Source organism: Lysobacter antibioticus (genome assembly GCF_001442535.1).
GTDB lineage: Bacteria > Pseudomonadota > Gammaproteobacteria > Xanthomonadales > Xanthomonadaceae > Lysobacter > Lysobacter antibioticus.
Window position 1 is genome coordinate 2,434,485 of record NZ_CP013141.1, and the last position, 15,283, is coordinate 2,449,767.

The window sequence follows — 15,283 nt, forward strand, 5'->3', positions numbered from 1 at the left end:
GGGGGCGATGGTGGGCCGTGCTTATGTCGGTATCGCGTAGTCGGCCCCAACTCGCCGCCGAACCAAGAGCAGGTGCAGGTGCAGAAAAACGAAACCTCCAGTCCCCGACCACCCACTCGAAGGATTCCCCCCTTTGAAAAAGGGGGCAGGGGGGATTTGCTCCTGCCTTCGAGTCCGGAACCAACCGCCCCCGCCCCACTCCAAGCCCGGTCCCTCATTCCGCTTTCGCGCCGTTTGCTGAAAGCTGGCTCATCGCTCCCACGGCCCGCCGATGACTCCGCCGACTCCCGTCGCAACGACCTCCAGCTCCTGGCGCCGCGCGCTGTCGATGCTGGCCAGCCTGGCGATCCTCGCCCTGGCCCTGCATGCGCTCGCCGGCGAATTCAGCGAGCAGGGCTATCGTTCGATCCGCCATGCCTTCGCGCAATTGGAAGACCGGCGCATCGTCCTGGCCTTCCTGCTCGGCCTGGCCAGCTATGCCTGCCTGGTCGGTTTCGACGCGATCGGTCTGCGCCGCAATGCGAGCAAGGTCAAACCGCTGCGCCTGGTCGTCACCGCCTTCCTCGCCAATGCGGTCGGCCACACGCTCGGTTTCGCCGCGCTGACCGGCGGCGCGGTGCGTTTGCGCGGCTACGGCGCGGCCGGTCTGTCGCTGGCCGACATCGGCCAAGTGGTGTTGATGAGCACGCTCGGCTTCGTGTTCGGCGCCTGGGTGTTGCTGGCCTGCGCGCTGATGTTCGAGCCGGCGCCGGCGGCGTTGTTGCTGCCGCTCGGCGAGCCGGCGATCCGCGCCATCGGCGCGGCGATCGCGCTCGCCTTCGTCGGTCTGCTGTTCGCGGTCGGGCGCAACGGCCGCACCCTGCGCTTGCGTGGCCATGCCCTGTGGTTGCCCGATCGCCGCACCGTGCTCGAAGTGACCGCCTTGAGCGTGGTCGAACTGGCCCTGGCCGGCAGCGCGCTGTACGTCCTGCTTACACCGATCGCCGGCACCGACTTCATCGGTTTCGTGGGTCTGTATCTGGTCGCGGTGGTCGCCGGCCTGCTGTCGAGCGTGCCCGCCGGCATCGGCGTGTTCGAGTGGAGCCTGCTTAAACTGTTGCCGGGGGTCGCGCCGGCAAGCCTGCTGGCGGCGGCGCTGGCCTATCGGATCACCTATTACGCCTTGCCGCTGGTCTTGGCGACCGTGGTCGGCATGATCGGCGCCGTACGCGGGCCGGTCGCGGCGCGCGCCGGCGCCCTGCGTACCGCCTGGCTCGCGATCCGGCCGTGGTTGCCGCACGTGATCGCGCTCGCCGCGTTCGTGCTCGGCGCCGCGCTGATCCTCGACGGCACCTTGCCGAAACCGCGTCATCGTCTGGCCGGTGCGCCACTGCCCTTGATCGAGACCTCGCAATTGCTCGCCAGCCTGGGCGGCGTCGGCCTGCTGTTGATCGGCCAGGGCCTGCAACGCCGCAGCCATACCGCGTGGGCGCTGGCGCTGGCCGTGTGCATCGTGCTGCCCTTGCCGACCTGGTTGCGCGGCGGCCACCTCAGCCTGGCCCTTGCGCCGCCGTTGGTGGCGGTCGCCTTGTGGGCGGCGCGGCGCGAGTTCTATCGCGAAGGCGCCCTGCTCGACGAAGCCTGGTCGTGGCGCTGGCTGCGCAATCTCGGCCTGGTGCTGATCGCCGCGATCTGGCTGCTGTTCTTCGCCTACAGCCACGTCGAATACCGCAACGAGCTTTGGTGGGAATTCCTGGTATCGAGCAACGCGCCGCGCGCCTTGCGCGCGATGCTGCTAGTCAGCGTCACCGTGATCGCGTTCGGCCTGGCGCGCTTGCTGCATGCGGCGCGCGCGCCGCTGCCGGCGGCGAGCGATGCCGAGCTCGCGGCGATCCGGCCGATCCTCGCCCAGGCCGACGACAGCCAGGCGCATCTGGCCCTGACCGGCGACAAGGCCTTGTTGCTCGATGCCCAGCAACGCGGCTTCGCGATGATGCAGCGCTACGGCGGTTCGCTGATCGCGATGGGCGACCCGGTCGGGCCGCCCGAGGTGGCGCGTGCGCTGATCTGGCGTTTTCGCGAGGAAGCCGACCGGCTCGGCATGCGGCCGGTGTTCTACCAGGTCGGCGAGCAGCATTGGCAGACCTACCTCGACCTCGGCCTGACCCTGGTCAAGCTCGGCGAGGAAGCCCTGGTGCCGCTGACCGATTTCAGCCTGCAGGGATCAACCCGCGCCGAACTGCGCCAGGCCTGGAACCGCGGCAAGCGCGCCGGGCTGAGCTTCCGCATCGCCCCGGCCGACGAGGTCGAAGCCTTGCTGCCGGTGCTCGCGGAGATTTCCGAGGATTGGCTGGAACACAAATCCGGCGAAGAGAAAGGCTTCTCGCTCGGCCACTTCGATGCCGGCTATCTGCAACGTTTGCCCGTCGCCCTGGTCGAACAGGAAGGCCGCATCGTCGCCTTCGCCAATCTGTGGAACGCCAGCAACGGCCGCGAGCTGTCGGTCGACCTGATGCGCCACGGCGAGGCCGCGCCTAAGGGCACGATGGATTTTCTGTTCGCCGAGTTGCTGGGCTGGGGCCGCGAACACGGCTACGAGCGTTTCTCGCTCGGCATGGCACCCTTGTCGGGGCTGTCGCAGCATCGCCTCGCCGGGCGCTGGAACCGCTTCGCCAACCTAGTCGCGCGCCACGGCGAACGCTTCTACGGCTTCGTCGGCCTGCGCCGCTTCAAGGCCAAGTACGATCCGGTCTGGCGCACGCGCTACCTCGCCGCGCCCGGCGGTATGCATCTGCCGGCGGCGTTGATCGATGTCACCCGCCTGATCTCGCTCGACCCGCGCCGGCACGACGACGGCGAGCATCGCATCGCGCGTTTCCCGACCCGCGCGCCCGAGGCTCAGGAACCCGGCGCGATACCGGCGGCCGACAACACGCGCGCGGCGACGCCGTCGTAGTCGCCGTCGAGGTGGTGATCGCCCGGCAGTTTCTCGGTCCGTGCGGCGGCCGCCGGCAACTTCGGACACAAGGCATCGCCGTCGTCGGCGCCGTACAGGCATAGCGTGCGCACCGCCGGCATGCGCGCGATTTCCGGCGCGATCGGCAGGCCTCGGTCGCTGCTGCCGATCCAATTGCTAAGATGGAACTCGTATTCGGCTTTCTCGCCCACCGAGATCAACGTGGTCAGGGCGATCACCTCGCGGGTCGGCGACGGCAAGCGGTTGTAGGCCGCCGGCAATACGTCGGCGCCTTGCGAGAACCCGATCAACAGCACGCGCGGGCGCCGCCACTGAGCGCGGTAGTAGCGGACGATGCGATCGAGGTCGGCGGCGAAGCCCTGCGGCGTGCGCGGGCTCCAGAAATAGCGCAGCGAGTCGATGCCTACTACCGGCACGCCGGCTTTCGCCAAGCGTTCGGCCACGCTCTGGTCGAAACCGGCCCAACCGCCGTCGCCGGAAACGAAGATCGCGAAGCTGTCGCGGTGGCCGCCGCCGCTTGCAGCGACCTCGGTCAGCGGCAAGCCCTTCAGATCGGCCGGCGGCAACGGCGCGCTGACATGGCCTTGCGCACCGAGGCTGAGCAAGGCCGCGCGCAGGCCCGGCGTGGCATCGCCGCGCGCATCGCGGGCGAAACGACGCGCCTGCGGGATCGCGGCAACGAAAGCATCGCTCGCCGCCTTCGGGCACTGCGCATCGTGGCGTCCCGTGCGCGCGGCGGCGACCAACCAGGGCAACGACAACGCCGAGGGCTGCAACTGCGCCGAACGTCCGTCGCGAGCCGTCACCAGCTTCAAGGCGCCGGATGGACACAATGCGCGCGGCAGAGCCAGGCGCGGGCAGAAATCGACCGCGACCGCGCCGGCGAACAGCGTCGCGCCGCCCTGCGCGGCGATCGCATACGCCAAAGCGGCGCCCTCGCCATCGCCGAGCAACAAAGGCAGGCGGTAGGTCGACAAACGGTAATAGGCCTGCACGAAACGCGAGAAGTTCTCGACATCGCCGGAAGAGACCGCGCAGGCGCCGCCGTCCTCGCGTAACTCGCGTTCGAGCGCGGCAACGTCGACGGTCGCAACCATCGCGCCATCGGCGACCAAGGCGTCGATGCGCGCCTTGCGTTGCGCCGCATCGAGCCCATCGGCGAACCAGAGCACGAAGCGCTGCGCTTCGCCGGAGGGCAGACGCACCGGGATGTTTTGGAAGCGGCCGTGGGACACGCTGCGCGCGAGCGCAGGCGCGGCCGTCGTCGCCGTTGGCGCCGCCATCGCTGTGCAGGACGCAGCGATCAGCGTTAGAGACAGGACCCACCTGGCAGGAATCGTTATAGGCACGCGCTGCACCTCCTGGATGCACGGCTTATACCACCAGGGTTGGATGGGCTGGGCGGATTCGGCTAAGAGCAAATCCCCCTGCCCCTTTTCCAAAGGGGGGAACGTTGGAAGGAGCCAGGGCGCTTGGACGGCCCATTGCCTCCGCGATGGGATCGGACTCAGCGGCTGCAAGAGCGACGCTTTCTGTGACGCCGGCGGATTTCCGGCCCTATTGGGCACTGCTCCGGTACCGATCCGGCCCGATCCGGCACGCTTCGGGTTAGGCCGGTCCCGGCGGCGGCCTTACACTTGCCCGGATGTCCCTCACCGACTCCACCCCGCTGCCGAGGCTGGTGCTCAGCACCTGCCCCGACGAGGCCACGGCCGACGCCATCGCATTGGCCCTGGTCGAGGAACGGCTCGCCGCCTGCGTAAGCCGTTGGCCGGGCGTGCGCTCGACCTATCGCTGGCAAGGCCGCATCGAACACGCGACCGAAGTCCAGTTGCTGATCAAGACCACCCCCGCCCTGGCCTCGGCCGTGCTCAAACGGATCGCCGAGCTGCATCCGTATGAACTGCCGGAGGCATTGGTGGTCGAAGTCCAAGACGGCCTCGACCCGTATCTGCACTGGGTGGCCGAACAGACCCGAGACCGATGACTGACGACCTGCTTCCCGGTCGGCGCCCGCGCGCCGGCGCCGCCCTCGCCTTCACCCTCGCCAGCCTGGCCGCGCTATTCGCCGCGCCGGCGCTCGCGGTCGACGAAAAAGACCTGCTGCCGGTCGACGAGGCCTTCGTGCTCGCGGCCGAGGCCAGCGGCGCGGACCGCATCGCGGTGTCGTGGAAGGTCGCGCCGGGTTATTACCTTTATAAGCACCGCATCTCGGTCAAGAGCGACGCCGGCTTCGCCGCGCAGGCGCTGCAGTTGCCGAAGGGCAAGGCCTACAAGGACGAGTTCTTCGGCGACGTCGAAACTTATCGCGACCGCATCGTCGCCACCCTGCCCGGCCAGGCCAAGGCCGGCAGCGCCAAGTTGACCGTCAAATACCAGGGCTGCGCCGACGCCGGCATCTGCTACCCGCCGCAGACCCGCACCGTCAACGTGGCGCTGGCTGCGCCCGCCGCAGCGGCGATGGATGCCGCCCCGGCCGCCGCGCCGCTGGTGTCGTTCGGCCCGCGCGGCGGTGCCAATCCGCTGCTCGGCAGCAGCCCGCTCGGCGCGCCCTCGGCCGCCAACGCCGGCACCGATGCCTTGCCGTTGCCGCCGGAACAGGCTTTCGGCTTCGAGGCCATCGTCAGCGACGGCAACACCCTGCTGCTGCGCTTCACCCCGGCGCGCGGCTATTACCTGTATCGCGACAAGACCTCGCTGAAGACCGACCTGGCCGCGATCGCCACCGGCAAACCGCAGTGGCCGCGCGGCACCGCGCACCGCGACGAGCATTTCGGCGACGTCACCGTGTTCTTCGACCAGATCGACGTGCCGCTGCCGCTGCTGCGCAAGCACGCCGACGCCGCCAAGCTGACCCTGACCGCGAACTTCCAGGGCTGCCAGACCGACGGCATCTGCTATCCGCCGATGACGCGCAAAGTGACCTTGGATCTGCCGCGCGGCACCGTGGCGGCGAGCGTGGCCGCGCCGACTGAACCGGCCGCCGGCACGACGGCCGCTGCAACCTCTGTATTGCCTGCAACCGCTGCAGCATCGACGCAAACGAACACCGCGAACATCGCCGGCGATGCATCCGCCGTCGGCACGGCCGCGAGCGACGCAACGCCCGCCACCGACGCAGCCAGCCTGGCACCCGCCAACGACGCGCAAACACCCGCGACGAATCCTTCGGACGCGGCCGCGCCGCAGGCCGAAGACAGCCTGCTCGCCGCCTCGCTCAAGGGCGCCAACCGTTATTGGGCGCTGCTGACTTTCTTCGGCTTCGGCCTGCTGCTCGCGTTCACGCCCTGCGTGTTGCCGATGGTGCCGATCCTGTCAGGCCTGATCGTCGGCCAGGGCCCCGGGCTGAGCGCGCGCCGTGCGTTCTCGCTGTCGCTGGTCTACGTGCTGGCCAGCGCCGTGGTGTTCACCCTCGCCGGCATCGTCGCCGGCCTGGCCGGCGCCAATCTGCAGATCGCCTTCCAAACGCCGTGGGTGATCGTGCTGTTCGCCCTGCTGTTCGTGGTGCTGTCGCTGTCGAGCTTCGGCCTGTACGAGCTGCAGTTGCCGCATGCGTTGCGCAGCCGCCTCAGCGAGGCCAGCAATCGCCAGCGCAGCGGCTCCTGGCTCGGCGTCGCCAGCATGGGCGCGTTGTCGGCCTTGATCGTCGGCCCCTGCGTGGCGCCGCCGCTCGCCGCCGCGGTGCTGTACATCGGCCAGACCCGCGACCCGGTGTTCGGCGGCGCGGCCTTGTTCGCGCTCGCCATGGGCATGGGCGCGCCCTTGATCGTGTTCGGCGTCGCCGCCGGCAAGGGCCTGCCGACCACCGGCCCATGGATGGTCGCGGTGCAGCGCGCGTTCGGCCTGATCTTCATCGGCATGGCGGTGTGGATGCTCTCGCGCATCCTGCCCGGCCCGGTGACGCTGGCGCTGTGGGGCGCGCTGCTGCTCGGCGCCGCGGTGATGATCGCGCTGGCAGCCGGTGGCAAGACGCTTGGACAAGGCCTGCGCGCGTTCGCCTGGCTGCTGGCGTTGCTGCTGGGCCTGGCCGGCGCAGCGCAGGTCTTCGGCGCCCTCGCCGGCAGCGACGACCCGCTGCAGCCGCTGGCCGGCCTGCGTGGCGGCAACGCCGCGCACGGCGCCGAGCTGCCGTTCCGCAAGATCAAGTCCGGCGCCGACCTCGACCGCGAGATCGCCGCCGCGCAGGCTTCCGGCCAGCCGCTGATGCTCGACTTCTATGCCGATTGGTGCGTGGCCTGCAAGGAAATGGAGAAGTACACCTTCCCCGAACCGCAGGTCCATGAGGCGCTGAAGGGCTTCGTCCTGCTGAAAGTCGACGTGACCGCGAACGACGAGATCGACCAGGCGCTGATGAAGCGGCTGGAGATCATCGGCCCGCCGGCGACCCTGTACTTCGTCGCCGGCGCCGAGCGCCGCGAGCTGCGTTTGTTCGGCTACGAGAAGGCCCCGGCCTTCGCCGAACGCGCGCAGCGCGCACGTGCCGCGACGCGCTGAGGCCGGGCCATGGCGATCTCCTCGACCGTCAAACTCGTCGCCCTGGCGCTCGGCGCGGGCGCGCTCGGCCTGCTCGCCGGGCAGTTCGTCGGCGGGGGCGGCTGGCTGATGCGCACCGAACTCGGCCAGCGTTTCCTGCAAGACCGCATGGTCAGCGGCGCGCCCAAGCCGCCGGCCGACCTGGCGGTGGCGAGCCGCGGCCAAGCGATGCCGCCGATCACCCTGCCCGGCCTGGACGGCGCCCCGACACAATTGCCGCAGGCCTACGCCGGCCGGCCGATCATGATCAACCTGTGGGCCAGTTGGTGCGGGCCCTGCATCAAGGAAATGCCCGAGCTCAACCGCTACGCCAAGGCCCAGGGCGGCCAAGGCACGCAAGTGGTCGGCATCGCCCTCGACAACGCCGGGGACGTCGCCGCCTTTCTGCAGCGGGTGCCGGTGGATTACCCGATCCTGCTCGACGCCCCCGGCCCGCGCGATGCCGGCGTCCGCCTCGGCAACCTCAAGGGCGTGCTGCCGTATACCGTGCTGATCGGCGCCGACGGCAAGCTGATCAAGCAGCGGATCGGCCCGTTCGAGGACGGCGAGATTGAGGGCTGGGTCGACTGAGCCCGCTCCGGGCCGAAACCGGGCTGTCATGCCCGCGCCACCTCGCGGCGGCAACCTCCGCGAAAACTCGCCGATCGTCGGCTAGCCGCGCCAGCCGCGAGCGACCGGCAAGCGCCGATTCCGCCAACGGGTTACCGGCTTGCCCGGCCCGATCGTGCTCGAATGGTCTCCGGGGACCAGCCCCAGAATCGCCGTCGTGCCGGCAAATGCGCCGATCCGGTCACGAAAACACGGCGACGCCGGCGAACGTGCCGGCATTCTAGAGTCGCCACTCAAACAACCGCTTAAATCGCGGCAACTTCGCCGATTTGGCGGGCAACTTCTGGACACCGGGCCGGCCTTCACGCAAACTGCCGCCCTTTGAAGGCAACCGTCCGGTCCCAATGGCCAAGCTCCTGGTCCTGCACGGCCCCAACCTCAACCTGCTCGGCACGCGCGAGCCGGAGGTCTACGGCCGCACCACCCTGGCCGAGATCGATGCCGGGCTGCGCGAGCACGCCGAGGCCGCCGGACACGCCCTGGACAGCCTGCAGTCGAACGCCGAGCACGTCCTGGTCGACCGGGTCCAGGCGGCGCGCACCGACGGCACGGCGATGATCCTGATCAACCCGGCCGCCTTCACCCATACCAGCGTCGCCCTGCGCGACGCCCTGGCCGCGGTGGCGATCCCGTTCATCGAGATCCACCTGTCCAACCCGCACACCCGCGAGCCGTTCCGCCACCACAGCTATTTCAGCGACCACGCCGTCGGCGTGGTCTGCGGCTTCGGCGCCGACAGCTACCGCTACGCGCTCGACGCCGCCATCAAGCGACTGGCGACCTGATACCCACCCAGCCCGGGCCGCGTTCGCGCGGGCCGCAACGACGATCCAACCAGAGGCCCGCTCCATGGACCTGCGCAAAATCAAGAAACTGATCGACCTGCTCGAGGAATCCAACCTCGCCGAGATCGAGATCAAGGAAGGCGAAGAATCCGTCCGCCTGGCCCGCACCCCGAAGGGCGGCTATGCCTACGCGCCGCCGCAGATGCAGGCCGCGCCCTACGCCGAGCAGCGCCCGGCCCCGGCCATGCCGATGCATTCGCCGACCGAAGCGGCCACCGGCGGCAGCGCCAAGCCCGGCAGCGACCTGCCCGACGGCCACGTCGTGCGCGCGCCGATGGTCGGCACCTTCTACGCCTCGCCGGCGCCGGACAAGCCCTCCTTCGTCAGCGTCGGCCAGGCGGTCAAGGCCGGCGACACGCTCGGCATCATCGAAGCGATGAAGATGTTCAACCCGATCGAAGCCGACGTCTCCGGCACGGTGCTCAAGGTCATGGCCGAGAGCGGCCAGCCGATCGAGTTCGATCAGCCTTTGTTCGTGATCGGCTGAAGCCGGTCACGACGGGAATCGGGATTCGTGATTCGGGATTCGGACAAGCAGCGACCGCACGAGCGCCTGGAGGTCTGGCGTGATGCGATGTCGCTGGTTGAGTCGATCTATCGCATCACCGCCTCTTTTCCCGACAGCGAGCGTCTGGGCTTGTCGATGCAGTTGCGCAGAGCCGCGGTAAGCGTCCCGTCGAACATCGCCGAGGGCGCGGCCCGGCGGTCGAGGCCGGAGTACTTACGGTTCCTGTCGATGGCACGCGGCTCGCTCGCCGAAATCAGCACGCAACATGAGATCGCCCGCCGCCTCGGCTACCTCACCGACAACGCCACGGACACGGACTTGCTGGACCGAACCTTCGCCCGTCTGAACGCTCTGATCCGCTCGCTCGGCTCATCGCCGCGCGCCGTCAGCGAGACGCCCGCGCTTCACGAATCCCAATTCTCGAATCCCGAATCCCATGCTTGATAAAGTCGTCATCGCCAATCGCGGCGAAATCGCGCTGCGCATCCTGCGCGCCTGCCACGCGCTGGGCATCCGCACGGTCGCGGTGCATTCCACCGTCGATCGCAATCTCAAGCACGTCGCCATGGCCGACGAGTCGGTCTGCATCGGGCCGGCGCCGTCGTCGGAGAGCTATCTCAACATGGCCTCGATCATCGCCGCGGCCGAAGTCACCGACGCCCAGGCGATCCACCCGGGCTACGGTTTCCTCAGCGAAAACGCCGACTTCGCCGAGCGCGTCGAGCAGTCCGGCTTCATCTTCATCGGCCCGCGCGCCGAGACCATCCGCCTGATGGGCGACAAGGTCGAGGCGATCCGCGCGATGAAGGACGCCGGCGTGCCCTGCGTGCCCGGCAGCGGCGGTCCGCTCGGCGACGACAACGCCGCCAACATCAAGATCGCCCGCGAGATCGGCTACCCGATCATCGTCAAGGCCGCCGGCGGCGGCGGCGGCCGCGGCATGCGCGTGGTGCATACCGAGGCCCACCTCAACGCCGCGATCCAGACCACCAAGTCCGAGGCCAAGGCCGCGTTCGGCAACGACATGGTCTACATGGAGAAGTTCCTCGAGAACCCGCGCCATGTCGAGATCCAGGTGCTCGCCGACGGCCAGGGCAGCGCGATCCACCTGGGCGAACGCGACTGCTCGATGCAGCGCCGCCACCAGAAGGTGGTCGAGGAAGCGCCGGCGCCGGGCATCACCCCGGAACAGCGCGCCGAGATCGGCAAGGTCTGCGTCGAAGCCTGCATCCGCATCGGTTACCGCGGCGCCGGCACGTTCGAGTTCCTGTACGAGAACGGCCGCTTCTACTTCATCGAAATGAACACCCGCATCCAGGTGGAGCACCCGGTCACCGAGCTGGTCACCGGCATCGACCTGGTGCGCGAGCAGTTGATGATCGCGGCCGGCCGCAAGCTGTCGATCAAGCAGAGCGACATCGTCCTGGAAGGCCACGCCATCGAGTGCCGCATCAACGCCGAGGACCCGGAAACCTTCATGCCCTGCCCGGGCCTGATCCAGCACTTCCACGCGCCCGGCGGTCCCGGCGTGCGCGTCGACAGCCATATTTACGAAGGCTATCGCGTGCCGCCGAACTACGACTCGATGATCGGCAAGCTGATCGTGCACGGCCCCGACCGCGACACCGCGATCGCGCGCATGCGCGTGGCGCTCAGCGAAATGGTCGTGGACGGCATCAAGACCAACATCCCGCTGCAACAGCGGATCTTGTCGGACGCCGGCTTCCAGCAGGGCGGAATGAACATCCACTACCTGGAAAAGCGGCTCAAGGAACAGAAGGAAAAGACGATCTCGATCGTCTGAGCTCGATCGTCTGAGCTGGCGCCCGCAGTCGGCGGGCTTGCGGCAAGAACGCCTGCGACAAAAACGAAACGGCCCGCGCCATCGACGCGGGCCGTTTCGTTTCCGGCCCCTCGCCGGCGCGGTCTCGCAGCAGCATCAGCCTAAGCCGCGACACCGCCGTCGGCGGTCGCGGCTTAGGCCGCTGCTACCGCCAGCGGACCGTCGCCGGTGCTGCGCCCGGCTTCATCGCAATACCGGCTCGACCCAGGACGTCATCTCCCGCACGTCGGCTTCGGTGAGCTCCGACGAGGCCGGCAACAGGGTCGGCCCCTTGGCCGAGTTGCCCGACGACTTCTTGCCCGAACCCGGCACCTGGGTGCCCGGGATCGGCTGCACGCCGCCGCTCGTCGATGGACTGACCACCATCACGTACTCGCTCGAGCCGTCCGGCCAGACCACCTTGAAGGTGCTGCCGGGCGGCAGGGTCGAGAAGGGCGCACCGCTCTGGGCGCGATAGACGGCCGCGATCTGGGCCGCGCTCAGCGAACGCAACTCGGTCTTCGAATCCACCGAGGTCACCGCGACCTGTCCCAGCTCGCGGTAGTCCTCGCCGAATACGTCGATCATCACGCCGGCTGCGCCGACCGAGTACGCGCTGAGCAGCAATGCCCAGAAACCGATCTTGGCCGTGTTTACGAAGTGCTCGCGTTTCATTGCACTGTCCTCTGTTCGCCTAGCAGCGAATCGACCATGTCTTCCACCACATCCGCCCCCTGACGCGGGATCGCCGCGTCGTATACGAAACTCGCAAAATCCTGTTTGGCGTCTTGCGAGCAAATTCCGCCGTTGGCGCAGTAGGACGTCATCAACGAGCCTTTCGGACTGCAATCCTGCCCGAGCTCGCATGCCGCCAACTGCCAAGCCAGTTCCGCGAATTGAGTGCCGGCCACGCGCATGTCGCCCCAGCGCCGGCCGTTCGCGGCGATGCCCATACCGGGCGACAACGCCGAGTACGCTTCCGGGTCCTTCGAGCGCTGCACGCGGTCGACCAGATTGAGCCGGTATTCCTCGGTCTTCTCCAGCGGCTTGCCGGCGGCCAGCAACGAGGCCTCGGCCGGCAGGCTGCCCGATTGGGCGGCCTCGACCCGCTTGAGGAAGATCATCTGGTAACTGAGGTTGTCGCTCGGCGCGAAACGCGCGCAGCGCGAGCTGACCCGATTGCGCGCCTCGGTCATCGTCGAGGCGCCGCGCAGCTTCATGCTCTCTATCGTGCGCGTGTCGTTGCCGTAGTCGACCGGTGCGTTGGCGTAGTTCGAGCAGTAGTCGTAGACCCGGCTCAACAGCCAGATCGCCTCGGGCTCGCCGGCATCGGCGCGCGAGCGGATCGACTGCGCATACGCGTACAAGTCCGGCGCCTGCTCGAACTGCACGCGCAGCGGCGACGGCGCGACCGCGCCGCGCGGCACGACTTTCGCCTCGGCCACCGGCACCGAATCGTCGCGCGGCGCATCGGCCTTGCGCGCCGTCGGCTGCGGTTTCGCCGCGACCCGCACCGGCACGCTCTCGCCCGGCGCAGCTTGTTCGCTGGCAGTGCGGCGGCCGGCATAGACGAAGGCCGCGGCCAACAAGGCCACGCCCATGATCGCGATCAGCGAGCGTCCGGACACGCGCACACCGGCCGGCGTCCCGCCAGGGCCTTGCTTGTAACCGGAGGGGTAGGCATCGGACATCAAGACCGTTTCTCTGAGCCTCTACGCTGCTGGCACGAACCGGACGCAACGCGACCGCGGCCGGGGCGCCGCACTGGCGCTACCCAGCCCGCCTGTCCGGCATGTGCCGGCATGAACCGTGTTTCGTCGAGACGCCGATAGTAAGTCAAGCGCCGCGCCGATGCCCGCGCGACCCTGAACCGTGATGGATCTCCGGCTTCGGCGAGACGGTGCCTCAGCCGCCCGGAGCGGGAGCGGCGGTGACCTTGGCCGCGCAGGTCACTTCGCTGCCGACGACCGTGGGCCAGTAGGCCTTGCCGTCGTCCTCGCCGTGTTCGCCGGCGGTGGTGACCGCCAGGCCGTGGCCGGCGTCGGCGGCGTATTCGAAGCTGCAGTAGCCCTGGCCGGTGCCGGCGCAGTCGACGACCTCGGGGTAACCGGCTTCGATCAGGCCACCCAGGAAACGCTCGGCGCCCTCCTCGCGGTCTGGCTGCACGCCGCGCCAGCCCTGGGCGAGCAATTTCGCCCGCGCCTGCGGCAGGCTCAGGCCCTCGATCCGCGGCACCTTCGCCGCGCCACCGCAGTAGGCGTCCAGCGCCGGCAACGCCGTCAGCTCCAGCCCGGCGGCGGTCGCGAGCACGCGCGCACGCGCCACCTGCCATTCGCCGACCCGCAGCTCGCTGCCGGCCTTGCCCGCCGGCTCGGCCGGTTCGGCGCTGTGCTCGAACACGCCCTGCACGCCGCTGTCGAAGCTTTCCTCGTCGGCCTTGAGGTCGCGCAACTGCGCCACCGCCCGGCCGTCACGGAAGAACAGCACCCGCGCGGCCGGGAACATGCAGCCGAAGCCGGCCACCTGGGTCGCGCGCGGCGCCACCCCGACCACGCGGTAGTCCTTGCCCCAGGCCATGTCGGTGCGGATGGTCCAGCCGGCCGCGACCGCTGCCCGCGCCTCGCTCGACTTGGCTTCCCCGGCGCACTCCGGAACGCTGCCGTCGTCGGCCAGCGCCGGCGTGGGCGCGACATAGCGGGGCAGCTCGGTCACCGCTTCCAGGCGCAACTGCTCGACCTGGCCCTTGGCGCCCACCTGGGCAGCATCTACCTGGGGGGTGGCGACTCCGGCAGCGTCTGCCTGGGTAGCACCGATCTGGCTCGCGCCGACTTGGCCAGCTCCGGCTTCGCTCGCTCTGACCTGGTTAGCGCCCGCTGGGGTGGTGCCGCCGCCGTCCGCGCAGGCGCCCAGGGCGAGCGATCCGAGCACGATCCAGGCCCGCATGACGGCGACGATAGAGGGGTTGGCCTGCGATTCCATGGCGTCTGACTCCTGAGAAGAGCCCGCACGCTATCTGATCGCCATAAAACGGGTCAATAATGACCGCCGTTTTCGCCCCTCGCCGTAACCGATGCCCTTTCTCGAACTGACCCTGCGCTGCAGCGAAGCCGAACAACCGCGCTACGAGGCCGCACTCGACGACGTCGGCTCGCTGGCGGTGACGATGCTCGACGCCGATGCCGACACCGGCAACGAGCACGCGATCCTCGAACCCGGCGTCGGCGAAACGCCGTTGTGGCAGTCGATCGTACTCAGTGCGCTGTTCCCGCACGACGCCGACGCGCTGGTGATCCTGGCCGCGCTGGAGTCGTTCGACCCGGGCCTGGAGTGGACCCAGGTGCGTTTTCGCCAGGTCGAGGACCAGGACTGGGAACGCGCCTGGATGGACCAGTACGAGCCGCTGCAGTTCGGCCGCCGCACCTGGATCGTGCCGTGGAACCACGAGCTGCCCGCCGGCGCCGACGCGGCCGATGCCGCGGTGGTGCGCCTCGACCCGGGCCTGGCGTTCGGCTCCGGCACCCACCCGACCACCTCGCTGTGCCTGCAATGGCTCGACGCGCTGGCCGACGAAGGCGCCCTCGCCGACCGCAGCGTGCTCGACTTCGGCTGCGGCTCGGGCATTCTCGCCCTCGCTGCGCTCAAGCTCGGCGCCGCCCACGCGGTCGGCGTCGACAACGATCCGCAGGCGGTCATCGCCACCCACGACAACGCCGAACGCAACGAAGTCGCCGAACGCATCGAAGTGCATCTGCCGCAGGACGAACCGGCCGCGACCTATCCGGTGGTGGTCGCCAACATTCTCGCCTCGGCGCTGGTCGCCCTGGCCGATACCCTGGCCGCGCGGGTCGCGCCCGGCGGGCGCATCGCGCTGTCGGGCATCCTCGCCGGGCAGGAAGACGAAGTGCTCGCGCGCTACGCGGCGGACTTCGAGCAGCTGCGCGCCGACCGTCTCGAAGACTGGATGCGCGTCACAGGCGTACGCCGGCGCTGAGCGCGACGGCATGATTGAA

Annotated in this window: 13 protein-coding genes; 9 read left to right on the plus strand and 4 right to left on the minus strand. The window is 69.2% G+C overall.

Going from position 1 to position 15,283, the window contains the following annotated elements:
• Nucleotides 1-271 precede the first annotated feature (271 nt).
• Nucleotides 272-2,935, plus strand: a complete 2,664-nt coding sequence (gene mprF / locus GLA29479_RS09850) for a bifunctional lysylphosphatidylglycerol flippase/synthetase MprF (RefSeq protein WP_082638478.1) — start codon at nt 272-274, stop codon at nt 2,933-2,935.
• On the opposite strand, the gene GLA29479_RS09855 is transcribed toward mprF, so the two are convergent.
• Nucleotides 2,878-4,239: a virulence factor family protein gene (locus GLA29479_RS09855; protein ID WP_144436439.1), complete on the minus strand. Its 1,362-nt coding sequence runs from the start codon at nt 4,237-4,239 to the stop codon at nt 2,878-2,880. The genes mprF and GLA29479_RS09855 overlap by 58 nt on opposite strands.
• Nucleotides 4,240-4,601: 362 nt before the next feature.
• Between GLA29479_RS09855 and cutA the strand changes: the two genes are divergently transcribed.
• From cutA to accC, 7 genes are all read left to right on the plus strand, one after another.
• Nucleotides 4,602-4,943 carry a divalent-cation tolerance protein CutA gene (cutA, locus tag GLA29479_RS09860; RefSeq protein ID WP_057971472.1) on the plus strand — a complete coding sequence of 114 codons (342 nt, stop codon included), beginning with the start codon at nt 4,602-4,604 and terminating at the stop codon, nt 4,941-4,943.
• Nucleotides 4,940-7,450 (plus strand): protein-disulfide reductase DsbD, encoded by a 2,511-nt coding sequence (locus tag GLA29479_RS09865; RefSeq protein ID WP_057971473.1) that lies wholly within the window; start codon nt 4,940-4,942, stop codon nt 7,448-7,450. Before cutA ends, GLA29479_RS09865 begins: the two co-directional genes overlap by 4 nt.
• 9 nt (nt 7,451-7,459) lie before the next feature.
• Nucleotides 7,460-8,059, plus strand: a complete 600-nt coding sequence (locus tag GLA29479_RS09870) for a TlpA family protein disulfide reductase (protein ID WP_082638480.1) — start codon at nt 7,460-7,462, stop codon at nt 8,057-8,059.
• Nucleotides 8,060-8,442: 383 nt separating this feature from the next.
• Complete coding sequence (gene aroQ, locus GLA29479_RS09875; RefSeq protein WP_057971474.1) at nt 8,443-8,883, plus strand: type II 3-dehydroquinate dehydratase; 441 nt, start codon at nt 8,443-8,445, stop codon at nt 8,881-8,883.
• A gap of 64 nt (nt 8,884-8,947) precedes the next feature.
• Entirely contained in the window at nt 8,948-9,430 is a 483-nt protein-coding gene (accB, locus tag GLA29479_RS09880; RefSeq protein WP_057919153.1) for an acetyl-CoA carboxylase biotin carboxyl carrier protein, read from the plus strand.
• A gap of 27 nt (nt 9,431-9,457) precedes the next feature.
• Nucleotides 9,458-9,895, plus strand: a complete 438-nt coding sequence (locus GLA29479_RS09885; protein WP_057919154.1) for a four helix bundle protein — start codon at nt 9,458-9,460, stop codon at nt 9,893-9,895.
• Nucleotides 9,888-11,255, plus strand: coding sequence for an acetyl-CoA carboxylase biotin carboxylase subunit (gene accC / locus GLA29479_RS09890; protein ID WP_031370283.1), 1,368 nt, complete (start codon nt 9,888-9,890; stop codon nt 11,253-11,255). The genes GLA29479_RS09885 and accC overlap by 8 nt, the downstream gene beginning before the upstream one ends.
• A gap of 222 nt (nt 11,256-11,477) precedes the next feature.
• Here accC and GLA29479_RS09895 read toward each other — a convergent pair whose 3' ends face one another.
• The 3 genes from GLA29479_RS09895 to GLA29479_RS09905 form a co-directional block, all read right to left on the minus strand.
• Complete coding sequence (locus tag GLA29479_RS09895) at nt 11,478-11,948, minus strand: hypothetical protein (RefSeq protein ID WP_338039878.1); 471 nt, start codon at nt 11,946-11,948, stop codon at nt 11,478-11,480.
• Nucleotides 11,945-12,964: a hypothetical protein gene (locus GLA29479_RS09900; protein ID WP_248842826.1), complete on the minus strand. Its 1,020-nt coding sequence runs from the start codon at nt 12,962-12,964 to the stop codon at nt 11,945-11,947. Before GLA29479_RS09900 ends, GLA29479_RS09895 begins: the two co-directional genes overlap by 4 nt.
• A 214-nt stretch (nt 12,965-13,178) precedes the next feature.
• Nucleotides 13,179-14,252, minus strand: a complete 1,074-nt coding sequence (locus GLA29479_RS09905) for a hypothetical protein (protein WP_057971475.1) — start codon at nt 14,250-14,252, stop codon at nt 13,179-13,181.
• A gap of 91 nt (nt 14,253-14,343) precedes the next feature.
• Between GLA29479_RS09905 and prmA the strand changes: the two genes are divergently transcribed.
• Entirely contained in the window at nt 14,344-15,264 is a 921-nt protein-coding gene (gene prmA, locus GLA29479_RS09910) for a 50S ribosomal protein L11 methyltransferase (protein ID WP_057971476.1), read from the plus strand.
• Nucleotides 15,265-15,283 lie beyond the last annotated feature (19 nt).

What these genes read in the sequence shown, in the direction of transcription:
- mprF (WP_082638478.1), top strand. Translation starts at nt 272, where the DNA reads ATGACTCCGCCGACTCCCGTCGCAACGACCTCCAGCTCCTGGCGCCGC.
- GLA29479_RS09855 (WP_144436439.1), bottom strand. Translation starts at nt 4,239, where the DNA reads ATGGCGGCGCCAACGGCGACGACGGCCGCGCCTGCGCTCGCGCGCAGC.
- cutA (WP_057971472.1), top strand. Translation starts at nt 4,602, where the DNA reads ATGTCCCTCACCGACTCCACCCCGCTGCCGAGGCTGGTGCTCAGCACC.
- GLA29479_RS09865 (WP_057971473.1), top strand. Translation starts at nt 4,940, where the DNA reads ATGACTGACGACCTGCTTCCCGGTCGGCGCCCGCGCGCCGGCGCCGCC.
- GLA29479_RS09870 (WP_082638480.1), top strand. Translation starts at nt 7,460, where the DNA reads ATGGCGATCTCCTCGACCGTCAAACTCGTCGCCCTGGCGCTCGGCGCG.
- aroQ (WP_057971474.1), top strand. Translation starts at nt 8,443, where the DNA reads ATGGCCAAGCTCCTGGTCCTGCACGGCCCCAACCTCAACCTGCTCGGC.
- accB (WP_057919153.1), top strand. Translation starts at nt 8,948, where the DNA reads ATGGACCTGCGCAAAATCAAGAAACTGATCGACCTGCTCGAGGAATCC.
- accC (WP_031370283.1), top strand. Translation starts at nt 9,888, where the DNA reads ATGCTTGATAAAGTCGTCATCGCCAATCGCGGCGAAATCGCGCTGCGC.
- GLA29479_RS09895 (WP_338039878.1), bottom strand. Translation starts at nt 11,948, where the DNA reads ATGAAACGCGAGCACTTCGTAAACACGGCCAAGATCGGTTTCTGGGCA.
- GLA29479_RS09900 (WP_248842826.1), bottom strand. Translation starts at nt 12,964, where the DNA reads ATGTCCGATGCCTACCCCTCCGGTTACAAGCAAGGCCCTGGCGGGACG.
- GLA29479_RS09905 (WP_057971475.1), bottom strand. Translation starts at nt 14,252, where the DNA reads ATGGAATCGCAGGCCAACCCCTCTATCGTCGCCGTCATGCGGGCCTGG.
- prmA (WP_057971476.1), top strand. Translation starts at nt 14,344, where the DNA reads ATGCCCTTTCTCGAACTGACCCTGCGCTGCAGCGAAGCCGAACAACCG.